Origin of the sequence: Kitasatospora mediocidica KCTC 9733, assembly GCF_000744225.1 — a bacterium.
In the GTDB taxonomy this organism is placed as follows: Bacteria; Actinomycetota; Actinomycetes; order Streptomycetales; family Streptomycetaceae; genus Kitasatospora; species Kitasatospora mediocidica.
Map to the genome: position 1 here is coordinate 144,721 of NZ_JQLN01000004.1, position 22,203 is coordinate 166,923.

The following is a 22,203-nucleotide window of genomic DNA, read 5'->3' on the forward strand; positions in this document are numbered from 1 at the left end:
CGTCCCCACCTTACGCGCCGGGTCCCGCCCCGAGTCCCGCTCCGAGTCCCGCTCCGAGTCGCACCCCGGGTCCCGCTCCGGAGGGCGGCCTCAGGACCGGCCCGCGACCTGTTCCGCGGCGTCGCCCAGCGCGCGCAGGACGGGACGGATCAGTGGGTGCAGTTCGGCGCCGCTGCGCACGGCCGCGAACACCTTGCGGGTCGCGAGGTCGCTGTCCACCGGCCGTACCGCGACCTGTGCCAGGTCCACCCCGGCCAGCGCCGAGCGGGGCACCAGCGCCACGCCGGCGCCCGCCGAGGCGAGCGCGACCACCGCGCGGAAGTCGTCCGAGGAGTGCACCAGGCGCGGGGTGAAGCCGGCGTGCTCGCAGGCCAGCAGCACCACGTCGTGGCAGGGATTGCCGGGGTAGGGGCCGATCCACGGCTCGGCCGCGAGCTCGGCCATCGCGACCGGTCCGGGTCCGGCGGCCAGCCGGTGGCCGAGCGGCAGGACGGCCTCGAACGGCTCGGCGTACAGCGGGAAGCGGGCGAGGCGCCGGTCGCCGGCGCGCGGGGCGCCGCGGTACTCCACGGCGACGGCCAGGTCCGCCTGCCCGTCCAGCAGCATCGGCAGGCTGGCGTCGCCCTCGGCGTCCAGCACCTTGAGCAGCACCCCGGGCGCGGAGGCGGCCAGCGCGGTGATCGCCGGGGCCAGCACCAGCGAGATGCCGGTGGCGAAGGAGGCGACGGTGACCTGTCCCTGCACGCCGGCCGCGTACGCCGCGAGGTCCGCCTCGGCGCGTTCCAGCTGGGCGAGCACGGCGTCGGCGTGGGTGACCAGGATCTCGCCCGCCGGCGTCAGCCGTACGCCCCGGCCGTCGCGGGCCAGCAGCTCGTGGCCGGTCTCCTGCTCCAGGGCGGCCAGTTGCTGGGAGACCGCGGAGGGGGTCAGGTAGAGCGCGGCGGCCGCGGCGGTCACCGTTCGGTGGTCCGCCACGGCCCGCAGGGTCCGCAGTCGTCTGGCGTCGATCACGCACCCATTCTGACAGGCGCCGGGGGACGGCCCGAGCGCCTGCTTACAGGGCGGCCCGGGCGTCGATGAACGCCGCGACGGCCTTCTCGACGTCCTCGGTCGAGTGCGCGGCCGAGAGCTGGACCCGGATCCGGGCCTTGCCGTGCGGGACGACCGGGAACGAGAACCCGATCACGTACACGCCGCGCTCCAGCAGCAGCTCGGCCAGCCGGCCGGCCTTGGCCGCGTCGCCGATCATGACCGGGGCGATCGGGTGGTCGCCGGGCAGGATCTCGAAGCCGGCCTCGGTCATCTTCGAGCGGAACAGCGCGGTGTTGGCGTTCAGCCGCTCGCGCAGCTCGTGCGAGGTCTCGATCAGGTCGAGCACGGTCAGCGAGGCCGCCGCGATGACCGGGGCGAGCGAGTTGGAGAACAGGTACGGGCGCGAGCGCTGGCGAAGCAGCGCGACGATCTCCCGGCGGGCGGCGACGTAGCCGCCCGAGGCGCCACCGAGCGCCTTGCCCAGGGTGCCGGTGATGATGTCGACGCGGTCCATCACGCCGTGCAGCTCGGGGGTGCCGCGGCCGCCGGGGCCGACGAAGCCGACGGCGTGCGAGTCGTCGACCATCACCATGGCGTCGTAGCGGTCGGCCAGGTCGCAGATCTCACGCAGCGGCGCGACGTAGCCGTCCATCGAGAAGACGCCGTCGGTGACGATCAGGCGGCGGCGGGCGTCCTGGGTCTCCTTGAGCTGCTGCTCCAGCTCGGCCAGGTCGCGGTTGGCGTAGCGGTGGCGGCGGGCCTTGCTCAGGCGGATGCCGTCGATGATGCTCGCGTGGTTCAGCGCGTCGGAGATGACGGCGTCGCGCTCGTCGAGCAGGGTCTCGAAGACGCCGCCGTTGGCGTCGAAGCAGGAGGAGTAGAGGATCGTGTCCTCCTGGCCGAGGAAGCCGGAGAGCCGGTCCTCCAGCTGCTTGTGGACGTCCTGGGTGCCACAGATGAAGCGGACCGAGGCCATGCCGTAGCCCCAGCGGTCCAGCGCGTCCTTGGCGGAGGCGAGCACGTCGGGGTGGTCGGCCAGGCCGAGGTAGTTGTTGGCGCAGAAGTTCAGCACCTCTCCCGGGCGGCCGCCGGAGGTGACGCTGACGGAGGCGTTCTGCGGGGTCCCGATGACCCGCTCGGGCTTGAAGAGGCCGGCCTCGGTGATCTCGACGAGGGTGGCGGCGACGTCTTCGCGTACGGAGTCGAACACAAGGGCTCCTTCAGGGGGTTGGTCAGACGGTCCAGTCGAGGATGATCTTGCCGCACCGGCCGCCGGCGGCCTCGTCGAAGGCGGCCTCGAAGTCCTGCGCGGCGTAGCGGCCGGTGATCACCGGGCTGAGGTCGAGGCCGCCCTCCAGCAGCACCGACATCGCGTACCAGGTCTCGAACATCTCGCGGCCGTAGATGCCCTTGAGGGTGATCATCGAGGTGACGATCCGCGCCCAGTCGACCGGGAAGTCCTCGGCGGGCAGGCCGAGCATGGCGATCTTGCCGCCGTGGGTCATGTTGGCGATCATCGACTGCAGCGCCTCGGGGCGGCCGGACATCTCCAGGCCCACGTCGAAGCCCTCGCGCAGGCCCAGCTTCTGCTGGCCCTCCTCGATGGTCTGCTCGGCCACGTTGAGCGCCAGCGTCACGCCGACCTCGCGGGCCAGGTCCAGGCGGTACGGGCTGACGTCGGTGATCATCACGTGCCGGGCGCCGGCGTGCTTGGCGACGGCCGCCGCCATGATGCCGATCGGGCCGGCGCCGGTGATCAGCACGTCCTCGCCGACCAGCGGGAAGGAGAGCGCGGTGTGCACCGCATTGCCGAACGGGTCGAAGATCGCCGCCACGTCCAGGTCGACCGGCACCCGGTGCACCCACACGTTGGAGGCGGGCAGCGCCACGTACTCGGCGAAGGCGCCGTCCCGGCCGACGCCCAGGCCGACGGTGTTGCGGCACAGGTGGCGGCGGCCGGCCAGGCAGTTGCGGCACTTGCCGCAGACCAGGTGGCCCTCACCGCTGACCAGGTCGCCGACCGCGATGTCCGCGACCGCGGCGCCGATCGACACGACCTCGCCGACGAACTCGTGACCGAGCGTCAGCGGCGTGCGGATGGTCTGCTGGGCCCAGCCGTCCCACTTGCGGATGTGCAGGTCGGTGCCGCAGATGCCGGTGCGCAGCACCTTGATCAGCACGTCGCCCGGGCCGGTCTCGGGCTCGGGGACATCGGTCATCCACAGACCGGGCTCGGCGTGCTTCTTGACGAGTGCCTTCACGGCGACGGCTCCTGACACCTGGTTGACGCGCGAGGGTGGGGGGAAACCCGGCATCGGCGCCATTCCTCACCGGGCCCCTGCAATCTGCCTGGTGGGAGGGGGTGCGGTCCATCGAGGAATTCTTAACGGCGGCGACAGCTGGGCTTCACGATCGTGCCCGAGCCTGCGCCGCCGGGCCCGGCGCCGTGCCGAGGGGCACCCGTTCGAGCGAGTTCGGCGGACGGGAGTTCACGTCCGCCGAGCGTGTTCGGGGCGCTCGCGCCAGGCGGTCGCGCCGGTCAGGAGAGCGCGAGCGCAGGGACGGGGTTCCGCAGGAGCGCGAAGGCGGAGTCCAGGCAGGCGGTGGTGCGGGCCGGGTCCGGGTCGACCTTGCGCATGATCTGCAGGCCCTGGACGAGGGTCAGCAGCAGGTGCGCGGCCTCGGGCGCCCCGATCGCGGGCGACAGTTCGCCGCCCCGCCGGGCCCGCTCCAGCTGGACGGCGAACGTCTGCTCGGCCTTGCGCAGGCTGCGCCGCGCGCGGTCCGCGACCTCCTCGTCGTTCGGCAGCAGCTCCGCGATGCTGTTGACGCTGAAGCAACCCGATTCGCTGCACACCGAGTCGGCCTGCAGCAGCCGCTCGAAGAGCTCCCGCAGCTGTGGGAGCGCGGGTCGCAGGTCGTCGAAGGACGAGGCGAGCAGGTCGTCTTGGCGGCCGAGGTAGCGGCCGAGCGCCAGCACGAACAGACGGTGCTTGTCGCCGAACGCCGCGTAGATCGAGCCGCGGCCCAGGCCGAGCTCCTCCACCAGGTCGTTCATGCTGGTGGCCTCGTAGCCCTTGCGCCAGAACAGGAGCATCGCCCGGTCCAGGATCGCCTCTTCGTCGAACGTGCGCGGTCGTCCCATGGGCCCAACGCTACCCAAGTGCGGGGGCGACCGGGGACGAAAGGGCCAAGTATTTGACCTCTCGTTCCACAATCGGTATGTTCTGGAACGAGAGGTCAACAACTCCTCCGTCATCCCGAACCCGTCAGGAGCAGTCGTGAAGGTCGAGATCTACTCGGATGTCGTGTGCCCGTGGTGCTACATCGGCAAGCGCCGCTTCGAGAAGGCCCTCGCGGCGTTCCCCGGGGCAGCCGAGGTCGAGGTGGTCTACCGCCCGTTCCAGCTCAACCCCGGGGCATCGGAGGTCGGCGAACCGTCCGCGAAGGTCTACGAGCGGAAGTTCGGCCGGCCCGCGCAGAGCATCTTCGGCCCGCTCACCGAGGCGGCGGCGGCCGAGGGCATCACCTTCCGGCTGGACGACGCGGTGGCCGTCAACACCTTCTCGGCACACCGCCTGATCTGGTTCGCCGGACAGCGCGGACACCAGAGCGCGGTCAAGGAGGGCCTGCTGGCGCACTACTTCACCGACGGCGGCGACCTCGGCGACCACGCGGCGTTGACGGAGATCGGCACGGCGGCCGGGCTGGACCGCGCCGAACTCGCCGCCTTCCTCGCCTCGCAGGACGGCGTCAAGGAGGTCCGCGCCGAACTCGCCGAGGCGGCGCGGCTGGGCGTCACCTCGGTTCCCACCTTCGTGTTCGACGGCGAACTGGCCGTCCAGGGGGCACAGAGCCCGGAGCTGCTCCTGGAGGTCATGACGAAGATCGCCGCCGGGGCGTAGTCCCGCACGGACCACACAGTCCGGCACAGTCCCGCACACCGCGCCCGCCCGCACATTCCGCTCTTCCACCGATACACAGCAACGCAAGGAAAAAGCACCATGAAGGCAGCAGTCATCCACAGCTACGGTCCCGTCACCGACGTCGTGACGGTCGAGGACGTGCCCGCTCCCGCGGTCGGCCCCCAGGACGTGCTGATCGAGGCCCGGGCCGCCGGGGTCAACCCGATCGACCACCTGATCGCCAAGGGCTTCATGCAGCCCGAGGGCCTCACGCAGACTCGCGTGCTGGGCAACGAGGTCGCCGGGGTGGTCGCCGCCGTCGGTGCCGCGGTCACCCGCTTCGCGGTGGGCGACGAGGTCTTCGCCCGGGTCGACCCGCGGGTGGGTGCGGCGTTCGCCGAGTTCGTCGCGGTGGACGAGTCCCTGGTCGCGGCCAAGCCGGCCGCGCTCTCCTTCGAGGAGGCCGCCTCGCTGCCGCTCGTCGCGCTCACCGCCTGGCAGGCCCTGACCGAGCACAGCCGACTCCAGGCCGGACAGCGGGTGCTGATCCACGCCGGCGCGGGTGGCGTGGGGGCCGCCGCCATCCAGATCGCCAAGCACCTCGGCGCCGAGGTGGTCACCACCGTGAGCGCGGACAGTGTGGAGCTGGTGCGGGGACTGGGTGCCGACCAGGTGATCGACTACCGCAACGAGAAGTTCGACGAGCTCGTCGAGCCCGTCGACATCGTCCTGGACACCGTGGGCGGGGACACCCAGGACCGCTCGTTCCCGCTGCTCAAGCCGGGCGGCACCCTGGTGTCGATCGTCTTCATCCCCGACGTCGAGGCCCGGAAGGCCCAGTGGGGCGTGCAGGCGAGCGCCTTCCTCATGCACCCGGACGGCGGCCAACTGGCGCGCATCGCCGGCCTGGTGGAGAGCGGCGAGCTGCGTCCCGTGGTGCAGAGCGTCTTCCCGCTCGACCAGGCGGCGCAGGCCCTGACCCAGGTGGAGGGCGGCCGCGCCCGGGGGCGGACGGTGCTCGGCATCCCGTCCTGAACCGGCCCCGGGGGGAGCCGTGATGGGGGCGAGCCGTGATGGGGGGGGGCTGTTTCGAACGGGCGGGATCTGCGAGCATGGTGCGATGGATCATGCTCGGCAGCTCGTCAGTTCCGGCTCACCACTCGAACCACAGATCGGGTTTTCCCGGGCCGTGCGCAAAGGTGCGCACGTCGCGGTCGCCGGGACCGCTCCCCTCGGCGACGACGGGACGACCGTGGGGCAGGGCGACGTCTACGCCCAGACCGTCAGGTGCCTGGACATCGCGCAGGCCGCGCTGAAGGCGGCGGGCGCCTCGCTGGAGGACGTCGTGCGGACCCGCATCATGCTCACCGACGTGACGCGGTGGAAGGAAGCCGCGCGAGCGCACGGCGAGCGGTTCGCGGCGGTCCGTCCGGCCTGCACGTTCATCGAGGTCTCACGCTTCATCGATCCCGAGTGGCTGGTCGAACTGGAGCTCGACGCGATCTCCGACTGACGTCCGGCAGAGCGCTTGCGCTCGCCCGGGCGGGCCGGGCGCGGCTACGACGCGTCCGGCTTCGCCACGACCTCGTCGGCCTTCTCGGCCGCACCGGCCCGGCGGTAGGCGTCCGCGGACTCCTCGCGCACCGCACGGACCTCGGCGGCGGGCAAGCCTGCCGCGCGCAGCGTGTCGGCGAGTTCGTCCAGGGCCTCGCCCTCGCGGTAGACGTCGCCCTGCTCCCTGAGCATCGCCACTGCCTGCCGCCCGGCCGCCGTAGCCTCTCCGAGCACCCCCAGACTCCGCAGTGCCACGCCGAGATTGTTCCACCCAAGCGCCGTGCTGTCGTCGTCGTCCTGGCTCTGGTAGATGGTGAGGGCGGTCTGATGGGCGTCGGCAGCCTCCTGGAAACGGTCCAGCTTCTGCAGGTCGTTGCCCAGCCCGGTCCATGCCCAGGCAACTCCGTGCTGGTGCTCGAGATCCAGGAAGATAGCGAGGGCGGCCCGATGAGCAGCAACAGCCTCGTGAAGCATGCCCAGTTTCTGCAAGGCGTTGCCGAGGTTCCCCCACGACCGAGCAGCACTGTGCTGGTTGTCGAGATCCAGGAAGACGCTGAGGGCAGTCCGTTGAGCATCCACCGCCTCGCTGAGCTTGCCCAGCTCCTGCAGGACGGTCCCGAGATTCGTCAACGCCCTGGCCTGGCTACGGCGGTCGTCAGTGGCGTGTGCGGCTTCACGGCTGACCACGGCGATGCCCCACAGGTCTTCGAGGTGCCGACGCAGCAGCAGATACTCCCCCAGAGTGGCGGGAAGGCGGTGGGCGATGTCGAGATGGCCAGCGACATAGGCGCTGTGGACGGCGGCGATGAGGTTGTCGCGTTCCGCGTCCAGCCAGGTCAACGCCCTGGCCCGGTTCCGGACGGCAGGCCGTCGGCCGGGGTCTCGGTTCAGATGAGTCTCGGCCTCCCAGGCAGCGCGGTCGTAGTACACCAGGATGCGGCGCAGTGCCTGCGCCTCCGCCACGGGGTGGGCGTGGGCCTGTTCGGCGGCGTAGGCGCGGACGAGGTCGTGCATGCGCCAGCGGCCGGTGTCGGCGTCCTGGCGGATGAGGCTGGCCCGGACGAGGGTGGTGAGCCGCGCGCGGACGTCCTTCGGCTTGGCGGCGCCGGTGAAGCCGACGACGCTCTCGGTGGACACGTCGGGGCCCGGGTTGAGGGCCAGGGTGCGGAAGAGTTCGGCGTGGGTGGGCGCCAGCCGCCGGTAGGAGCGGTCCAGCACGGCTCTGACGGTCCGGCTCCCGTCGTCCAGGACGTCGAGCCGGCCGTCGATGTCGTGGAGGTCGTCGGCGAGTTGGGCCGGCTTGAGGTGGCGTTCGGCGACCAGCTGGGCGGCGGCGATCTGCAGGGCCAGTGGCAGGAAACCGCAGAGCTGCGCGACCCGGGCGGTGCCGGCCGGGTCGTCGGCGACCCGGGTGTCCCTGGGCAGCGCGATGGCCACGGCGGTGCGGATCAGCCGGGCGGCGGGGGCGGGTTCCAGCACGTCGAGGTCGACCAGCCGGGCGCCGAGTCCGGGCAGGTCGTCGCGGGAGGTGACGAGCAGGCGGTGCGGGCCGTCGCCGGGTGGCAGCAGGTGCTCGACCTGGCCGAGCCGCGAAGCGTTGTCCGCGATCACCAGGATCCGTTGCCCGTGCCGCGAGCGGAGCTGGAGTTGGGCGCGGTAGAGCGCGGCGCGGGCGTGGTCCTCGGACGGGATCTGCTCGACCGCGACGCCCAACGCCCGCAGCGCGCCGTCCAGCGCCTGCCCGGCCTCGACCGGGCTGTCGTCGTAGCCCAGGAGGTCGAGGAACAGTGCCCCGGTGAACAGGCCGCAGCGCAGGGCGGCGTGGCCGGCGGCCAGGGCGAGGGTGGTCTTCCCGATGCCGCCCATCCCGGCCACCGCGGTCACCACGACGGCGGGCACCTCGTCGTCGTCGGCGTAGCTGCCGGTCTCGGCGCCGGGCGCCTGCCGAGGGCCGAGGAGGTCGAGCAGCCCTTGGACCTGGTCCTCCCGGCCGGTGAACCCGGGCGGAACGGACGGGAGGGGAGCCGGCTCCGGCAGTGCGGGCACGGTCGGGGCGGGCCTGGTTGGGGCGGTGGGCCCGGACGGCTGATGGATGGTCACAAGGGCGGTCTCCGCCATGACCGTGGAGCCGAACGTCCCCCCGCTGATCGTGTTGGCCGTCCCCTCCCGTGCCTGCGGGCCACGCCCCGGTACCGCCATGCCACCCACCCGTTCGTCCATCCGACAGGCCACTCAGCGTACCCGGGCAACCCCGGCGGGAGAGCGCCCGATTAGAGTGCCGATCATGGACAAGCAGACACTGGCCGCCATCCTGGACGACGCCGCCCGCGGGGTGTTCCCGCCCTCGGACGGGACCGTCACGGTGGTGCCGCAGCCGTCGGAGCGGGATGCGGGGGTGCTGTCGTTCAGCGCGCATGCGGTGGTGTTCACCGACGAGGACCCGGCGTGGGTACGCGCGGAGCTGGCGGCGACGGTGGTCGACCCGCTGGCCGCGCCGCTGAGCCCGGCGTTCCTGTCCGCGTTCGAGCGGCGGACGGGACGGGTGGTGAACAACATCGACCTGGTCACCGTCGCCGGGCGGCTGACCGGTGAACCGCCCCTGGCGCTGCGGGAGATCGAGGACCGCGAGCACCCGCGGATCGCCCGGGCACTGCGTTACCGCGACGACGTCCGGGCCTGGACGGTGCCCGGCGGGGTGCTGGTGCTGGGGCGGGCGGTGGCCGGGCGGTGGGAGGCGGCGATCGAGGTGGACGTGGCGGGCCGGGGCCAGGGGCTGGGCCGGGCCCTGGCGTTGAGCGCCCGCCACCTGGTGCCTGAGGGCGACGTGGTGTGGGCGCAGCAGGCGCCGGGCAACGCGACGAGCGTCCGGGTCTTCCAGGCCGCCGGATTCCGGCCGGTGGGCGCAGAAGCCCTGCTGGTGCAGAGCCACCAGGTATAGGCCGTGTCTGACAATTCCCGCCGGGCCCGCGACGCGAATCGTCAGACACGGCCTAGTGCCGACTGGGCCCGGACCAGGGTCTCGCCGACGTCCGTCCGGTAGTAGAGCACCGAGCGTCCGGCGCGGCGGCGCCCGACCAGTCGGGCGTCCAGCAGGACCTTGAGGTGGCGGCCGACCGAGCCGAGCCCCTGGCCGGTCAGGGCGACCAGCTGGGTGGTGCTCTTCGGGGCGTCCAGCAGGACCAGGACGCCCGCCCGGGCGGGGCCGAGCAGCGCGCCCAGCGCCTCGGGCGGCTGCGCCCGGTCCGCGCCGGCCAGCACCCCCGCACACGGGTACACCACCGCGTAGCGGGGGCCGAAGGCGGGCAGCGCGTCCCAGGAGACCCAGCCCCGGCGCGGGGTGATCGGGACGAAGAGCAGCTGTGCCCCGGAGATCTCCCGGGGCGGGTAGTCGTGGCCGTTGATCTGGAGCCGCCCCTCCCCCAGCCAGCGCATCCCCGGGCGCATGTCGTCCAGCGCCGCCGCCCAGCCGCCCTGGCTCAACTGGGCCGTGCGGGCGACGACATCGGCCTCCATGACGCGTCGGCGTCGCGGCCAGTACGGCAGGACCGTCTCCGTCCACACCCATTGCAGCAGGTCGGCCGCACGCTGCGGCAGATCGGACCGGCGCAACAGGGCTGGCAACGCGCCACCATGAGACACCGTCAGATGATCGAGGGCCTCCTCGGGCGGCGTCCGGCGGATCCGCGCCAGCTCCTCGTCGAAGGTCTGCTCGCCCCGGCCGCTCGGCGTGGGGGTGAGGAAGTCCGCGTTCCAGACGCCGCCCAGCCCGACCCTGACGAGCTGCGCGGTGACCGGGTCCTCGGCCAACCGCGCCCGGTGCGCGCCCTGGTGGGCGTCCAGCCAGCCGCGCTCACCCGGGTGGGCGGCGCGTCCCCACTCCAGGTCCATCAGGCTCGCGACGGTCTCGGCGACGGGCGACAGCACGAACCGGCTGCTCACCAGGGTGTCCGCGTTGACCTGCCACAACCCCATCGCCCGCTCCTCCCCCAGCTCCCGTTGTTTCGCCGCCGCGCGAAAGAGTAACGCCCCTCGGGGCAGGCCGCCGAGACTCTCGGCATGCGCACTTACCAGGAACTCTTCCGCACGCCGGAGTTCACGCCGTACTTCCTCGCCTCCTCGCTCCAGGTGGCGGCTTCGACGGTCGCCGGGCCGGCCCTCGGCACCCTCATCTACTCCTCGACCGGCTCCCCGCTGCTCTCCGCGCTCGCGATGTTCGGCCCCTCGCTCGCCCAGGTGGTCGGCGCGACCACGCTGTTGTCGGCGGCCGACCGGCTGCCGCCGCGCGCGGCGCTGACCGGCATCGCGGTGCTGTTCGGCCTCGGCGACGCCGCCCAGGCCATCCCCGGCCTGCCGGTGTGGGCCGCCTTCACCGTGCTCCTCGCGCTCGGGACACTCGCCTCGCTGGGCGGCGGAGTGCGCTACGGACTGCTCAACGAGATCCTCTCCAAGCAGGGTTACCTGCTCGGCCGCTCGGTGCTCAACATGTCGGTCGGCCTGGTCCAGATCTGCGGATACGCGGCCGGCGGGGTGCTGGTGTCGACCGTGTCACCGCGCGGCACGCTGCTGGTCGGCGCCGCGCTGGGCCTGGCCGCCGCGGCCGTCGCCCGGAGCGGCCTGAGCCGACGGGCGCCGCGCGCCACCGGCCGGCCGTCCGTCGCGCAGACCTGGCGAACCAACGCGCTTCTGTGGTCGTCCACTTCGCGACGCTACGTGTTCCTCGCCCTCTGGGTCCCCAACGGGCTGATCGTCGGCTGCGAGTCCCTCTTCATCCCGTACGATCCCCGGCACGCCGGGGCGCTGTTCGCCTTCGCCGCGCTCGGCATGCTGATCGGGGACACCCTCACCGGCCGCTTCCTGCCCGCGCGTTGGAAGGCACGGCTCGGGTCGCCGCTGCGGCTGCTGCTCGCCGTCCCCTATCTGGCCTTCGCGCTGCGCCCGGCGCTGCCGCTCGCCGTGGCAGCCGTCGTCCTCGCCTCGGTCGGCTACTCGGCCAGCCTGCTGCTCCAGGAGCGCCTGATGGCCCTGACGCCGGACGAGTTGAGCGGACAGGCACTGGGCCTGCACTCCTCCGGGATGCTCACCATGCAGGGCGTGGGCGCCGCGGTCGCCGGAGCCGTCGCCGGGCGGACCTCCCCCGCAACGGCGATGGCGTGCGTGGCGGCGGTCTCGGTGGCGGTCACGCTGGCCCTCGCGCCCGGCCTGCGGGCCCGGCCGGCCGCGCAGGTACCCGCGAGCGATCGGGTGGCGGCGTAGTGCCGGTCCCCCGGCGGGGGACCGGCGCCCGGTGACCTACGCGAACTTGGCCTTGCCCGGGCCGTCCTCGACGAAGCTGCGCATGCCGGTGTCGCGGTCCTCGGTGGCGAAGAGGCCGGCGAAGAGCGTGCGCTCCAGGGCGAGGCCGGAGTCGATGTCGCTCTCCAGGCCGCGGTCCACGGCCTCCTTGGCCGCGCGCAGCGCCCAGGCGGGGCCGGTGGCCAGCTTGCCGGCCCAGGCCAGCGCGGCGGAGTAGACCTCCTCGGCGGGGACGACCTGGTCCACCAGGCCGATCCGCAGCGCCTCGTCGGCGCGCACCATGCGGCCGGTGAAGATCAGGTCCTTCGTCTTGGCCGGGCCGACCAGGCGCGCCAGGCGCTGGGTGCCGCCGGCGCCGGGGATCAGGCCGAGCAGGATCTCCGGCTGGCCGAGCTTGGCGTTGTCGCCGGCGATCCGGATGTCCGCGCAGAGCGCCAACTCGCAGCCGCCGCCCAGCGCGTAGCCGGTCACGGCGGCCACCACCGGCTTGGGGATCCGGGCCACCGCGGTGAACGCGTCCTGCAGGGCCCCGCCGCGCTGCACCATGTCGGTGTACGACATGCGCTGCATCTCCTTGATGTCGGCGCCCGCCGCGAACACCTTCTCGCCGCCGTAGATCACCACGGCCCGCACGTCGGCCCGGGCGGCGGCCTCCTCGGCGACCTCCTTGAGCTGGTCCTGCATGGCCACGTCGAGGGCGTTCATCGGCGGCCGGGCCAGCCGGATGGTGCCGACGGCGTCCTCGACGTCCAGGGTGACGAACCGCGTCATGGCGAATCCTCCAGAGCTGTTAAGCGGCGTTAACTATCCTGAACTCCAGAGACTAGCGGTCCATCAGCTGCTAGCGTGACCCCCATGTTCCTCCCCCGTGCATAGGACCCGCCCCGCGACCGCACCCGCGCCGGCCCCCTTGGGCCAGAGCCGCTGCGGCGCCCCGGCGTCCTTGCACCTTCCCTCCGCACGTCGAGGAACATTCCCATGTCTTCTTCCCCCTCCTATCGCGCTGTCCTGCGCGCGCCGCAGGCCGCCCGCACCTTCGGCGCCGCTCTCGTCGGCCGGCTCTCCTACGGGACGGTCTCCCTCTCGCTCACCCTCACCATCGCCCGCTCCACCGGCTCCTACGCCGCCACCGGGGGCGTGCTGGCGATGTTCGGGCTCACCATCGCCCTGCTCTCGCCGGTCCGGGCCGGTCTGATCGACCGGCACGGGCCGCGCCGGGCGCTGCCGCCGATGGCGCTGCTGTACGCGGCGGCACTGCTCGGGCTGACCGTGGCGCACGGCGCGGCGCTGGCCGCGCTGGCGCTCGCCGCCGGGGCCGTCGCTCCCCCGCTGGGCCCGGTGATGCGTGGACTGTGGAGCGAACTGCTGCCACAGGAAGGGCTGTTGCAGCGGGCCTACAGTCTGGACACGGTCGCCGAGGAGCTGCTCTACGTCGGCGGACCGCTGCTCGTCGGGCTGATCGGGCCCACGCCCGGCCTGCTGCTGAGCGCCACGCTGGTGCTCACCGGGACGCTCGCACTGGTCGGCGCACCGGTCGCCCGGGCGCCCCGGCCGCGCGCGGCGGCCGCCGGACGCGGCGGCGGGCTGGTGCCCGGGATCGGACGTCCGGTGGCGGTGACCGCCGCGCTGGGCGTGGGTCTGGGCGCGCTCGGCCTGCTGATGATCTCCGCCGGGCACGGACGGCCGGGCGCGGTCGCCTGGCTGGAGGCGGCGCTGGCCACCGGCAGCGCGCTCGGTGGCCTGGCGTACGGCGCGGTGCGTTGGCGGCGGCCGGCCCAGGTGCGGCTGGCCCTGGTGGCGACCGGGCTGGGCGCGGTGCTGGCGGTCAGCGGGCTCGCGCCCGGGCTGGGCGGCTTGGCGGTACTGGTCGGCCTGGCCGGGCTCTTCGTCAGCCCGGCGCTGGCCACCGCCTATCTGGTCGCGGACGAGTGCGCCGCGCCCGAGCACCGCACCCGGGCGGGAGCCTGGGTGAACACCGCGTTCAACGCGGGCTCGACGGCGGGCACCGCGGCGGCCGGGTTGGCCACCGGCGCCCTGCCGCCGATCGCCTGCTTCGCCCTGGCCGCCGTCCCGCTGCTGGCCGTCGGGACGGCGCCCCTGTTGGCGGGGAGGGCGCCGCGACCGGCCCGAGCGGCTACGGCGCCGTCGTCGTGATCACTCGCACTGCGAAGCGGATCTGCTCCGCGGTCAGGTCCCCGCGCGCGGTCAGGCGCAGCCGGGAGTGACCGTCCGGGACGGACGGCGGGCGGAAGCAGCCCACCGCGAGTCCGGCCCGCCGGCAGTCGGCGGCCCAGGCGACGGCCTGCTCCGGGCCCGGTGCCCGGACCGAGACCACGGCCGCGTCCGGGCGGCTGGCCCGCAGGCCGGCGGCGGTGAGCTGCTCGGCGAGGGTGCGGGCCACCTCGCGGGCGCGCTCGGCGCGCTGCGGCTCGGCGCGCAGCAGGCGCAGCGCGCCGAGCGCGGCGCCGACGGCGGCCGGGGCGAGGCCGGTGTCGAAGATGAAGGTGCGGGCGGTCTCGGTGAGGTGCCGGATCACCCGGCGCGGGCCGAGCACCGCGCCGCCCTGCGAGCCGAGCGACTTGGAGAGCGTGACGGTGGCGACGGTGTCCGGCGCGCCGGCCAGACCGGTGGCGGCGAGGGCGCCGCGGCCGCCGGGGCCGAGCACGCCCAGGCCGTGCGCGTCGTCCACCAGCAGGGCGGCGCCGTGCGCGCGGGCGGCGGCGGAGAGCTCGCGCAGCGGCGCGGCGTTGCCGTCGACCGAGAAGAGCGAGTCGGTGACCACCAGGGCCCGCGGCCGGCTGCGCTCGGCCAGCGCCGCCGCGACGGCCTGCGGGTCGCTGTGCGGAGCGCGGTGCACGTCGCTGCGGGAGAGCCGGCAGCCGTCGATCAGTGAGGCGTGGTTGTAGGCGTCGGAGACGATCAGGGTGTCGGGGTCGGTCAGCGCGGTCAGGGCGGCCAGGTTGGCGGCGTAGCCGGAGGAGAAGACCAGGGCGGCCTCCACACCGCAGAAGTCGGCCAGCTCGACTTCCAGCTCCGTGTGCAGCGCGGTGGTGCCGGTGACCAGCCGCGAGCCGGTCGACCCGCCGCCCCAGCGCAGCGCGGCGTCGGCGGCGGCACGGGTGACCTCGGGGTGGTGGACCAGGCCCAGGTAGTCGTTGCTCGCCAGGTCGAGCACCGGGTCGTCGGCCGGACGGCTGCGCAGCGTGCGGGTGAGACCGGCCCGGGCGCGCAGCTCGGCGGCCTCGTCGAGCCAGTCGAAGACGGCGGCGGGGGCGGCGGCCCGGGCGGGCGCGGAGGAGGGAAGGACCATGAGCGGCAGCCTGGCACGGGCCGCCACGAGGGGGCAACGTGCTCCGTGGCACACCGTTCTTTGCCGTGCACCGGCGCGAGCAGGCAAGATGGGCCGGTGACCCTCCTAGATCTGATGCCCAAGCCGGCCGACCCCGATGCGCTGTACGCCACCTTCGCGGGCTGGGCGGAGGAGCGGGGTATCACGCTCTACCCCGCCCAGGAGGAGGCGCTGATCGAGCTCTTCACCGGCGCGAACGTGATCCTGGCGACCCCCACCGGCTCCGGAAAGAGCCTGGTGGCGGCGGGTGCGCACTTCGCCGCGCTGGCGGAGGGCAAGCGGACCTTCTACACCGCGCCGATCAAGGCGCTGGTCTCGGAGAAGTTCTTCGACCTGTGCAAGATGTTCGGCACCGAGCAGGTCGGCATGATGACCGGCGACGCGAGCGTGAACCCGACCGCGCCGATCATCTGCTGCACGGCCGAGGTGCTCGCGAACATCGCGCTGCGCGACGGCGACCGGGCCGACATCGGCCAGGTGGTGATGGACGAGTTCCACTTCTACGCCGAGCCCGACCGCGGCTGGGCCTGGCAGATCCCGATCCTGGAGCTGCCGCAGGTGCAGTTCCTGCTGATGTCGGCGACCCTGGGCGACATGCGGCGCTTCGAGGAGGACCTCAAGCGCCGCACCGGCCGCCCGACCACCGTGGTCCGGTCCGTCACCCGGCCGGTGCCGCTCTTCTACGAGTACCGCCGCACCACCCTGCACGACACCCTGGAGGAGTTGCTGACGACCGGTCAGGCACCGGTCTACGTCGTGCACTTCACCCAGAAGGAGGCGGTGGAGCGGGCACAGTCGTTGATGAGCATCAACATGTGCACCAAGGCCGAGAAGGACGCCATCGCCGACCTGATCGGCCACTTCCGCTTCACCACCAAGTTCGGCCGCAACCTCTCCCGGTACGTGCGGCACGGCATCGGCGTGCACCACGCGGGAATGCTGCCCAAGTACCGCCGACTGGTCGAACGCCTCGCCCAGGCCGGCCTGTTGAAGGTGATCTGCGGCACCGACACGCTCGGCGTCGGGGTCAACGTGCCGATCCGCACGGTGCTCTTCACCGCACTCTCCAAGTACGACGGCGTCAAGGTCCGCACGCTGCGCGCCCGGGAGTTCCACCAGATCGCCGGCCGGGCCGGCCGGGCCGGCTTCGACACCGTCGGCCAGGTGGTGGCGCAGGCCCCCGAGCACGTGGTGGAGAACGACAAGGCGATCGCCAAGGCCGGCGACGACCCGAAGAAGAAGCGCAAGGTGGTCCGCAAGAAGGCCCCCGAGGGCTTCGTCGGCTGGACCGAGGAGACCTTCGAGCGCCTGATCGGCGCCGACCCCGAGCCGCTGGTCTCGCGGTTCCGGGTCAGCCACGCGATGCTGCTCTCCGTGATCGGCCGTCCGGGCAACGCCTTCGAGGCGATGCGCAAACTGCTCACCGACAACCACGAGGAACGGGGCTCCCAGCGCCGCCACATCCGTTCGGCGATCGCCATCTACCGCTCGCTGCTGGCCGGCGGCGTCGTCGAGCGGCTGGAGGAGCCGGACGCGGAGGGCCGGATCGTCCGGCTGACCGTGGACCTCCAGGAGAACTTCGCGCTCAACCAGCCGCTCTCCACCTTCGCGCTGGCCGCCTTCGAGCTGCTGGACCCGGAGTCGCCGTCCTACGCGATGGACGTGGTCTCGGTGGTCGAGGCGACGCTCGACGACCCGCGCCAGATCCTGGCCGCGCAGCAGAACAAGGCTCGCGGCGAGGCGATCGGCGAGATGAAGCGCGACGGCGTCGAGTACGAGGAGCGGATGGAGCGCCTGCAGGAGGTGACCTATCCCAAGCCGCTGGAGGAGCTGCTCACCCACGCCTACGAGGTCTACCAGCGGGCGCACCCGTGGATCGGCGACCACCCGCTGCGGCCCAAGTCGGTGGCGCGCGACCTCTTCGAGCGCGCGATGACCTTCGTGGACTACGTCGGCCACTACGACCTGGCCCGCACCGAGGGCATCGTGCTGCGCTATCTCGCGGGCGCCTACAAGGCGCTGGAGCAGACCGTCCCCGAGGACGCGAAGACCGACGAGCTCAAGGACGTGATCGCCTGGCTCGGCGAGCTGGTCCGCCAGGTGGACTCCAGCCTGCTGGACGAGTGGGAGCAGCTGGCCAACCCGGCCGACGAGGACGCCCCGGCCGTCGCGCTGGACGCCAAGCCGCTGCCGGTCACCGCCAACGCCCGCGCCTTCCGGGTGCTGGTGCGCAACGAGATGTTCCGCCGGGTGGAGCTGTGCGCGCTGGAGCACTACAACGTGCTCGGCGAGCTGGACGGCGAGTACGGCTGGGACGCGGACCGCTGGGGCGACGCGATGGACGCCTACTACGACGAGCACGAGGACCTCGGGACCGGCCCGAACGCGCGCGGCCCCAAGATGCTGCTGATCGAGGAGGACTCCGACTCCTGGCGGGTCCGGCAGATCTTCGACGACCCGGCGGGCGACCACGACTGGGGCATCAGCGCCGAGGTCGACCTGCACGGCTCGGACGAGGAGGGGCGCGCCGTCCTGCGGGTCACCGCGGTGGACCGGCTGGGCTGACCGGAGCCGGGCCACCGACCCCTGACGCACCGTCAGGGGTCGGTGGCGGCAGGCCTGTTCAGCCCCAGACGAAGGCGTCCGAGGCGGTGTACGAGGTGGCCCAGGTGGCGTCCAGCAGCTGCTGGTCCGGGGTGGCCGCCGTGCCGCTGGTGCCGTCCGCGAACCGGGAGGTCGCCACGGTCACGTAGTGGTGCACCGCCTCGGTGCGCGCGACCGGCTTCTGGTGCTGCGGATCGGCGGCCGGCGAGGGCGCCGCGATCGTGGCGTCCGGCTGCATGAAGGCCAGCAAGCCCGGCTGCGCGTTCAGTTGGTCGGCCACCCGCTGGCTGGTGGCGTCGTCGCCGAACCGCAGGATGGTGACGCTGGACAGCACCTTGCCGTCGGGGGTGCGGCTGAAGCTGACCGTCAGGTAACCCTGGCAGCCGGTGCTCTGGAAGACGTTCTTCGTCCGGTCCTGGAGCGTCTCGGCACAGTCGCTGCCCTGCCGTACGCCGGAGCGCTTGGCGTGGTAGCCGTTCAGGTCGATCGGCCGGGCGACCGGGAAGTAGCGGTCCACGGTGAACGGGTTGGGGTCGGCGGCCGAGGTCGGCGGCGGGTTTCCGACCACCGGCGGCGTCCGGTCGGCGTCCTTGCTGGAGGGGCCGAGACCGGGCACCCAGTCGCCCGGGTTGGGCAGGGTGACCACGAACCCGATCGCGCCGACCGCCACCACCGCGGCCGCCCAGCCGGCCATCCGCAGCGGGGTGGGGCGCCGACCGGTTCTGGAGGCTCTGCCCCAGTCCGGGCCGTGGTTCTGACTGTGCCCCAGCCCGCCGCCCTGGCCGGGTTCCTGTGGGCGTTCCGGTCCGTCGTCGGCGCGTGCGGGTATCGGGTGGGATTCCCCCTGCGTGGTCATGGCGCAGATTCTAGGGGGACACCCGACAGCCCAGGTCAGCAGCCCTACTCCAGGAATAGGACGTCCCCGTACCAACGGCGCGCAGTGGGACTGTGACAACTCGCACACCCGAGGAGCGATCTTCTGGCGGATTCCCTCTGGCGCCACCCGAGGTCGTCCGGGCAGGATTCACAGCATGGATCTGCTTGACACCCTCACTGCAAAGGGCCTGCGCCGCGAGCTCCCCACCCGGGAGGAGGCGCTGGCCGTCCTGGCCACCACCGACGACGAGTTGCTGGACGTGGTCGCGGCCGCCGGGCGGGTCCGCCGACAGTGGTTCGGCCGCCGGGTCAAGCTCAACTACCTGGTGAACCTCAAGAGCGGCCTCTGCCCGGAGGACTGCTCCTACTGTTCCCAGCGGCTGGGCTCGAAGGCCGAGATCCTCAAGTACACCTGGCTGAAGCCGGATCAGGCCGCCGAGGCCGCGGCCGCCGGGGTCGCCGGTGGCGCGAAGCGGGTCTGCATGGTGGCCAGCGGGCGCGGCCCGACGGACCGCGACATCGACCGGGTCACCGACACCATCGCCGCGATCAAGGACCAGGACCCGGCCGTCGAGATCTGCGTCTGCCTGGGTCTGCTCTCCGACAACCAGGCCGAGCGGCTGGCCGCGGCCGGCGCCGACGCGTACAACCACAACCTCAACACCTCCGAGAACACCTACGGCACCATCACCAAGACCCACACCTACGCCGACCGGGTCGACACGGTGAACAAGGCGCACGGCGCCGGCCTCTCCGCCTGCTCGGGCCTGATCGCCGGTATGGGCGAGAGCGCCGAGGACCTGGTGGACGTGGTCTTCTCGCTGCGGGAGCTGAACCCGGACTCGGTGCCGGTGAACTTCCTGATCCCGTTCGAGGGCACCCCGCTGGCCAAGGAGTGGAACCTCACCCCGCAGCACTGCCTGCGGATCCTGGCGATGGTCCGGTTCGTCTGCCCGGACGTCGAGGTGCGGATCGCCGGCGGGCGCGAGGTGCACCTGCGCACCATGCAGCCGCTGGGGCTGCACATCGCCAACTCGATCTTCCTGGGCGACTACCTGACCAGCGAGGGCCAGGCCGGCCAGGCCGACCTCGACATGATCGCGGACGCCGGGTTCGAGGTCGAGGGCACCGGCCAGGTGACGCTGCCCCGGCACCGCTCGGAGGCGGCCGGCGGCGGGTGCGGCAGCCACGGCGAGAGCGCCGGCGGGTGCGGCGGCCACGGCGCCGAGCCGGCCGAGGCCGAGGGCACGGGCGGCGGCTGCGGCGGTCACAGCGGTGGCGGCTGCGGGCCGTGCGGCGGATCCGCTCCGGTCACTGCAGCCGCTGCGGCCGCTCCGGCCGAGGAGGCCTCCTCGGCCGACGAGGCGGCGGAGAGCGACGAGCTCCGCTCCGACCTGGTCCGGGTGCGCCGCCGCGGCGCGGGCACCACGCTCGCACCGAACGCCTGAGAACACCCCGGCACACCCAGAGGAACAGCGACACCGTGGCACAGCTCCCCACCTCCGCCCTGCTCGACTTGGACCGGGCGCACGTCTGGCACCCGTACGGCCCGATGCCCGGCACCTCGACGCCCTACGTCGTCGAGTCGGCCTCCGGCGTCCGGCTGCGGCTGGCCGAACCGGTCGGTGGTCACCGGGAGTTGGTCGACGGCATGTCGTCCTGGTGGGCGGCCGTGCACGGCTACAACCACCCCGTCCTGAACGAGGCGGTGCGCGACCAGCTGGGGCGGATGAGCCATGTGATGTTCGGCGGGCTCACCCATGAGCCCGCCGTCCGGCTGGCCGCCCGGCTGGTCGAGATCACCCCGGAGCCGCTCCAGCACGTCTTCCTCGCCGACTCCGGCTCGGTCGCGGTCGAGGTCGCGATGAAGATGTGCCTGCAGTACTGGCAGTCCGTGGGACGGCCGCAGAAGCAGCGGCTGCTCACCTGGCGCGGCGGCTACCACGGCGACACCTTCCACCCGATGTCGGTCTGCGACCCCGAGGGCGGGATGCACCAGCTCTGGGGCGGCGTGCTGCCGCGCCAGCTCTTCGCGGGCGAGCCGCCGGCCGGCTTCACCGCCGAGGTGGACCCGGCGTACGCCGCGGAGCTGGCCGAGCTGATCGAGCGCAACGCCGACACGCTGGCCGCGGTGATCGTCGAACCGGTGGTCCAGGGAGCCGGCGGGATGCGCTTCCACTCCCCCGGCTACCTGCGGCTGCTGCGCGAACTCTGCGACCGGCACGGCGTGTTGCTCGTCTTCGACGAGATCGCCACCGGCTTCGGCCGCACCGGCGCACTCTTCGCCGCCGAGCACGCCGACGTCTCGCCGGACGTGCTCTGCCTGGGCAAGGCACTGACCGGCGGCTACCTCACGATGGCCGCCACCCTGTGCACCGGCGAGGTCGCGGACGGGATCAGCCGGGGCGAGGTGCCGGTGCTCGCGCACGGCCCGACGTTCATGGCGAACCCGCTCGCGGCGGCGGTCGCCAACGCCTCGATCGAGCTGCTGCTCGGCCAGGACTGGCGATGCGAGGTCAAGCGGATCGAGACCGGACTGCTGGACGGCCTGGCCGCGGCCGCCGACCTGCCGGGCGTCGCGGACGTCCGGGTGCTCGGCGCGATCGGCGTCGTCCAGCTCGACCACCCGGTCGACGTCCGGGCGGCCACCGAGGCGGCGGCCCGCGAGGGCGTCTGGCTGCGGCCGTTCCGGGACCTGATCTACACGATGCCGCCGTATGTGACCGGCGACGACGACCTGGCGCGGATCACCGCAGCGGTCGCGGCTGCGGCGGTGGCGGGATGAGCCTGCTCTTCGTCACCGGCACCGGCACCGAGGTCGGCAAGACCGCGGTGACGGCCGCCATCGCCGCCCTCGCCGTCCGCGCTGGCCGCTCGACGGCCGTCCTGAAGCCCGGCCAGACCGGCGTGAGCGCGACCGAGCCGGGCGACGCCGAGGAGGTCGTCAGGCTGGTCGGCGCCTCCCCGCACTCCGCGCTGCTCAGCACCCGTGAGCTGGCCCGCTACCCCGAGCCGCTGGCTCCCGAGACGGCGGCCCGTCGCTCCGGGCTCCCGTTTCTGACGCTCGATCAACTTGTGCGCACTGTGGGCGAACTGACGGAACATCATGACCTGACACTGGTCGAGGGGGCAGGCGGCCTGCTGGTCCGCTACGACCAACAGGGCCTCACGCTGGCCGACATGGCGGCAGCAGTCGACGCCGAGGTCCTGCTCGTCGCCACCGCCGGACTCGGCACCCTCAACGCCACCGCGCTGACCGCCGAAGCCCTGCGGGCCCGCGGGCTGCGCCCGGCGGGCGTGGTGATCGGCTGCTGGCCCGCCGAACCCGACCTGGCCACCCGCTGCAACCTCGCCGACCTCCCCACCGCCGCCGGCGCCCCCCTGCTCGGCGCCCTCCCGGCCGGCGCCACCGCCCAGCCCGGCACCCCCTTCGCCGACCTGGCCGCAGCCTCGCTGGCCCCCGCCCTCGGCGGCCACTGGGACGCGGACGCCTTCGCGGCGATCCATCGGTAGTGCGTGGCGGGTGCCGGGCGCCGCGCACATCCCGTGGCTGGACGATCCGAGGTTTTTCGTCCGGACCGTTGGCGAATT

General features: G+C 73.1%; 19 protein-coding genes. 10 read left to right on the forward strand and 9 right to left on the reverse strand.

Translation table 11 applies throughout. The annotated features are described in order from the left end of the window. Positions 1 to 90 precede the first annotated feature (90 nt). The 4 genes from BS80_RS08545 to BS80_RS40490 form a co-directional block, all read right to left on the reverse strand. On the reverse strand, positions 91 to 1,011 hold the full coding sequence (locus BS80_RS08545; protein ID WP_035795119.1) for a LysR family transcriptional regulator: 921 nt from the start codon (positions 1,009 to 1,011) through the stop codon (positions 91 to 93). Positions 1,012 to 1,054: 43 nt separating this feature from the next. Next, a complete protein-coding gene (locus tag BS80_RS08550; RefSeq protein WP_035795120.1) occupies positions 1,055 to 2,242 on the reverse strand; it encodes a glycine C-acetyltransferase in 1,188 nt (395 codons plus the stop codon). Between the two features lie 22 nt (positions 2,243 to 2,264). Beyond that, on the reverse strand, positions 2,265 to 3,293 hold the full coding sequence (gene tdh / locus BS80_RS08555; protein WP_035795123.1) for an L-threonine 3-dehydrogenase: 1,029 nt from the start codon (positions 3,291 to 3,293) through the stop codon (positions 2,265 to 2,267). A 278-nt stretch (positions 3,294 to 3,571) separates the two neighbouring features. After that, positions 3,572 to 4,177, reverse strand: a complete 606-nt coding sequence (locus tag BS80_RS40490) for a TetR/AcrR family transcriptional regulator (RefSeq protein WP_035795126.1) — start codon at positions 4,175 to 4,177, stop codon at positions 3,572 to 3,574. A gap of 136 nt (positions 4,178 to 4,313) precedes the next feature. Between BS80_RS40490 and BS80_RS08565 the strand changes: the two genes are divergently transcribed. From BS80_RS08565 to BS80_RS08575, 3 genes are all read left to right on the forward strand, one after another. Further along, a complete protein-coding gene (locus BS80_RS08565; RefSeq protein ID WP_035795128.1) occupies positions 4,314 to 4,937 on the forward strand; it encodes a DsbA family oxidoreductase in 624 nt (207 codons plus the stop codon). 99 nt (positions 4,938 to 5,036) lie between these two features. Beyond that, a complete protein-coding gene (locus BS80_RS08570) occupies positions 5,037 to 5,972 on the forward strand; it encodes an NADP-dependent oxidoreductase (protein ID WP_035795131.1) in 936 nt (311 codons plus the stop codon). 85 nt (positions 5,973 to 6,057) lie between these two features. Continuing rightward, positions 6,058 to 6,450 carry a RidA family protein gene (locus BS80_RS08575; protein ID WP_035795133.1) on the forward strand — a complete coding sequence of 131 codons (393 nt, stop codon included), beginning with the start codon at positions 6,058 to 6,060 and terminating at the stop codon, positions 6,448 to 6,450. A gap of 44 nt (positions 6,451 to 6,494) precedes the next feature. On the opposite strand, the gene BS80_RS08580 is transcribed toward BS80_RS08575, so the two are convergent. Next, positions 6,495 to 8,591 (reverse strand): tetratricopeptide repeat protein, encoded by a 2,097-nt coding sequence (locus BS80_RS08580; protein ID WP_157536071.1) that lies wholly within the window; start codon positions 8,589 to 8,591, stop codon positions 6,495 to 6,497. A 184-nt stretch (positions 8,592 to 8,775) separates the two neighbouring features. Here BS80_RS08580 and BS80_RS08585 point away from each other — a divergent pair, with 184 nt between their 5' ends. Beyond that, a complete protein-coding gene (locus BS80_RS08585) occupies positions 8,776 to 9,429 on the forward strand; it encodes a GNAT family protein (protein WP_035797002.1) in 654 nt (217 codons plus the stop codon). A 41-nt stretch (positions 9,430 to 9,470) separates the two neighbouring features. Here the strand turns inward: BS80_RS08585 and BS80_RS08590 are convergent, their stop codons facing one another. Continuing rightward, the gene (locus tag BS80_RS08590; protein ID WP_035795137.1) at positions 9,471 to 10,463 is read right to left on the reverse strand and encodes an ArsR/SmtB family transcription factor; all 993 of its coding nucleotides are present in this window, start codon (positions 10,461 to 10,463) and stop codon (positions 9,471 to 9,473) included. 84 nt (positions 10,464 to 10,547) lie between these two features. On the opposite strand from BS80_RS08590, the gene BS80_RS08595 reads away from it, so the two are divergent. After that, entirely contained in the window at positions 10,548 to 11,744 is a 1,197-nt protein-coding gene (locus tag BS80_RS08595; protein ID WP_035795139.1) for an MFS transporter, read from the forward strand. Between the two features lie 36 nt (positions 11,745 to 11,780). Here the strand turns inward: BS80_RS08595 and BS80_RS08600 are convergent, their stop codons facing one another. Further along, positions 11,781 to 12,554: an enoyl-CoA hydratase/isomerase family protein gene (locus BS80_RS08600; protein ID WP_035795142.1), complete on the reverse strand. Its 774-nt coding sequence runs from the start codon at positions 12,552 to 12,554 to the stop codon at positions 11,781 to 11,783. A 207-nt stretch (positions 12,555 to 12,761) separates the two neighbouring features. Between BS80_RS08600 and BS80_RS08605 the strand changes: the two genes are divergently transcribed. Then, entirely contained in the window at positions 12,762 to 13,937 is a 1,176-nt protein-coding gene (locus BS80_RS08605; protein ID WP_035795144.1) for an MFS transporter, read from the forward strand. Here BS80_RS08605 and BS80_RS08610 read toward each other — a convergent pair. Further along, the gene (locus tag BS80_RS08610) at positions 13,918 to 15,093 is read right to left on the reverse strand and encodes an 8-amino-7-oxononanoate synthase (RefSeq protein ID WP_051966576.1); all 1,176 of its coding nucleotides are present in this window, start codon (positions 15,091 to 15,093) and stop codon (positions 13,918 to 13,920) included. The genes BS80_RS08605 and BS80_RS08610 overlap by 20 nt on opposite strands. A gap of 114 nt (positions 15,094 to 15,207) precedes the next feature. Here BS80_RS08610 and BS80_RS08615 point away from each other — a divergent pair, with 114 nt between their 5' ends. Next, the gene (locus BS80_RS08615) at positions 15,208 to 17,697 is read left to right on the forward strand and encodes a DEAD/DEAH box helicase (RefSeq protein WP_408607368.1); all 2,490 of its coding nucleotides are present in this window, start codon (positions 15,208 to 15,210) and stop codon (positions 17,695 to 17,697) included. A gap of 58 nt (positions 17,698 to 17,755) precedes the next feature. On the opposite strand, the gene BS80_RS08620 is transcribed toward BS80_RS08615, so the two are convergent. After that, positions 17,756 to 18,592: a hypothetical protein gene (locus BS80_RS08620; RefSeq protein WP_157536074.1), complete on the reverse strand. Its 837-nt coding sequence runs from the start codon at positions 18,590 to 18,592 to the stop codon at positions 17,756 to 17,758. Between the two features lie 175 nt (positions 18,593 to 18,767). On the opposite strand from BS80_RS08620, the gene bioB reads away from it, so the two are divergent. The 3 genes from bioB (at position 18,768) to bioD (ending at position 22,125) form a co-directional block, all read left to right on the forward strand. Further along, the gene (gene bioB, locus BS80_RS08625) at positions 18,768 to 20,060 is read left to right on the forward strand and encodes a biotin synthase BioB (protein WP_035795152.1); all 1,293 of its coding nucleotides are present in this window, start codon (positions 18,768 to 18,770) and stop codon (positions 20,058 to 20,060) included. A gap of 104 nt (positions 20,061 to 20,164) precedes the next feature. Next, complete coding sequence (locus tag BS80_RS08630; protein ID WP_232246467.1) at positions 20,165 to 21,397, forward strand: adenosylmethionine--8-amino-7-oxononanoate transaminase; 1,233 nt, start codon at positions 20,165 to 20,167, stop codon at positions 21,395 to 21,397. Further along, complete coding sequence (gene bioD, locus BS80_RS08635) at positions 21,394 to 22,125, forward strand: dethiobiotin synthase (RefSeq protein ID WP_035795155.1); 732 nt, start codon at positions 21,394 to 21,396, stop codon at positions 22,123 to 22,125. Before BS80_RS08630 ends, bioD begins: the two co-directional genes overlap by 4 nt. Positions 22,126 to 22,203: the final 78 nt, after the last annotated feature.

Coding starts and splice junctions, on each gene's coding strand:
- BS80_RS40490 (WP_035795126.1), bottom strand. CDS start 4,177: ATGGGACGACCGCGCACGTTCGACGAAGAGGCGATCCTGGACCGGGCG.
- BS80_RS08570 (WP_035795131.1), top strand. CDS start 5,037: ATGAAGGCAGCAGTCATCCACAGCTACGGTCCCGTCACCGACGTCGTG.
- BS80_RS08575 (WP_035795133.1), top strand. CDS start 6,058: ATGGATCATGCTCGGCAGCTCGTCAGTTCCGGCTCACCACTCGAACCA.
- BS80_RS08585 (WP_035797002.1), top strand. CDS start 8,776: ATGGACAAGCAGACACTGGCCGCCATCCTGGACGACGCCGCCCGCGGG.
- BS80_RS08590 (WP_035795137.1), bottom strand. CDS start 10,463: ATGGGGTTGTGGCAGGTCAACGCGGACACCCTGGTGAGCAGCCGGTTC.
- BS80_RS08595 (WP_035795139.1), top strand. CDS start 10,548: ATGCGCACTTACCAGGAACTCTTCCGCACGCCGGAGTTCACGCCGTAC.
- BS80_RS08600 (WP_035795142.1), bottom strand. CDS start 12,554: ATGACGCGGTTCGTCACCCTGGACGTCGAGGACGCCGTCGGCACCATC.
- BS80_RS08605 (WP_035795144.1), top strand. CDS start 12,762: ATGTCTTCTTCCCCCTCCTATCGCGCTGTCCTGCGCGCGCCGCAGGCC.
- BS80_RS08610 (WP_051966576.1), bottom strand. CDS start 15,093: ATGGTCCTTCCCTCCTCCGCGCCCGCCCGGGCCGCCGCCCCCGCCGCC.
- BS80_RS08615 (WP_408607368.1), top strand. CDS start 15,208: ATGCCCAAGCCGGCCGACCCCGATGCGCTGTACGCCACCTTCGCGGGC.
- BS80_RS08620 (WP_157536074.1), bottom strand. CDS start 18,592: ATGACCACGCAGGGGGAATCCCACCCGATACCCGCACGCGCCGACGAC.
- bioB (WP_035795152.1), top strand. CDS start 18,768: ATGGATCTGCTTGACACCCTCACTGCAAAGGGCCTGCGCCGCGAGCTC.
- BS80_RS08630 (WP_232246467.1), top strand. CDS start 20,165: ATGCCCGGCACCTCGACGCCCTACGTCGTCGAGTCGGCCTCCGGCGTC.
- bioD (WP_035795155.1), top strand. CDS start 21,394: ATGAGCCTGCTCTTCGTCACCGGCACCGGCACCGAGGTCGGCAAGACC.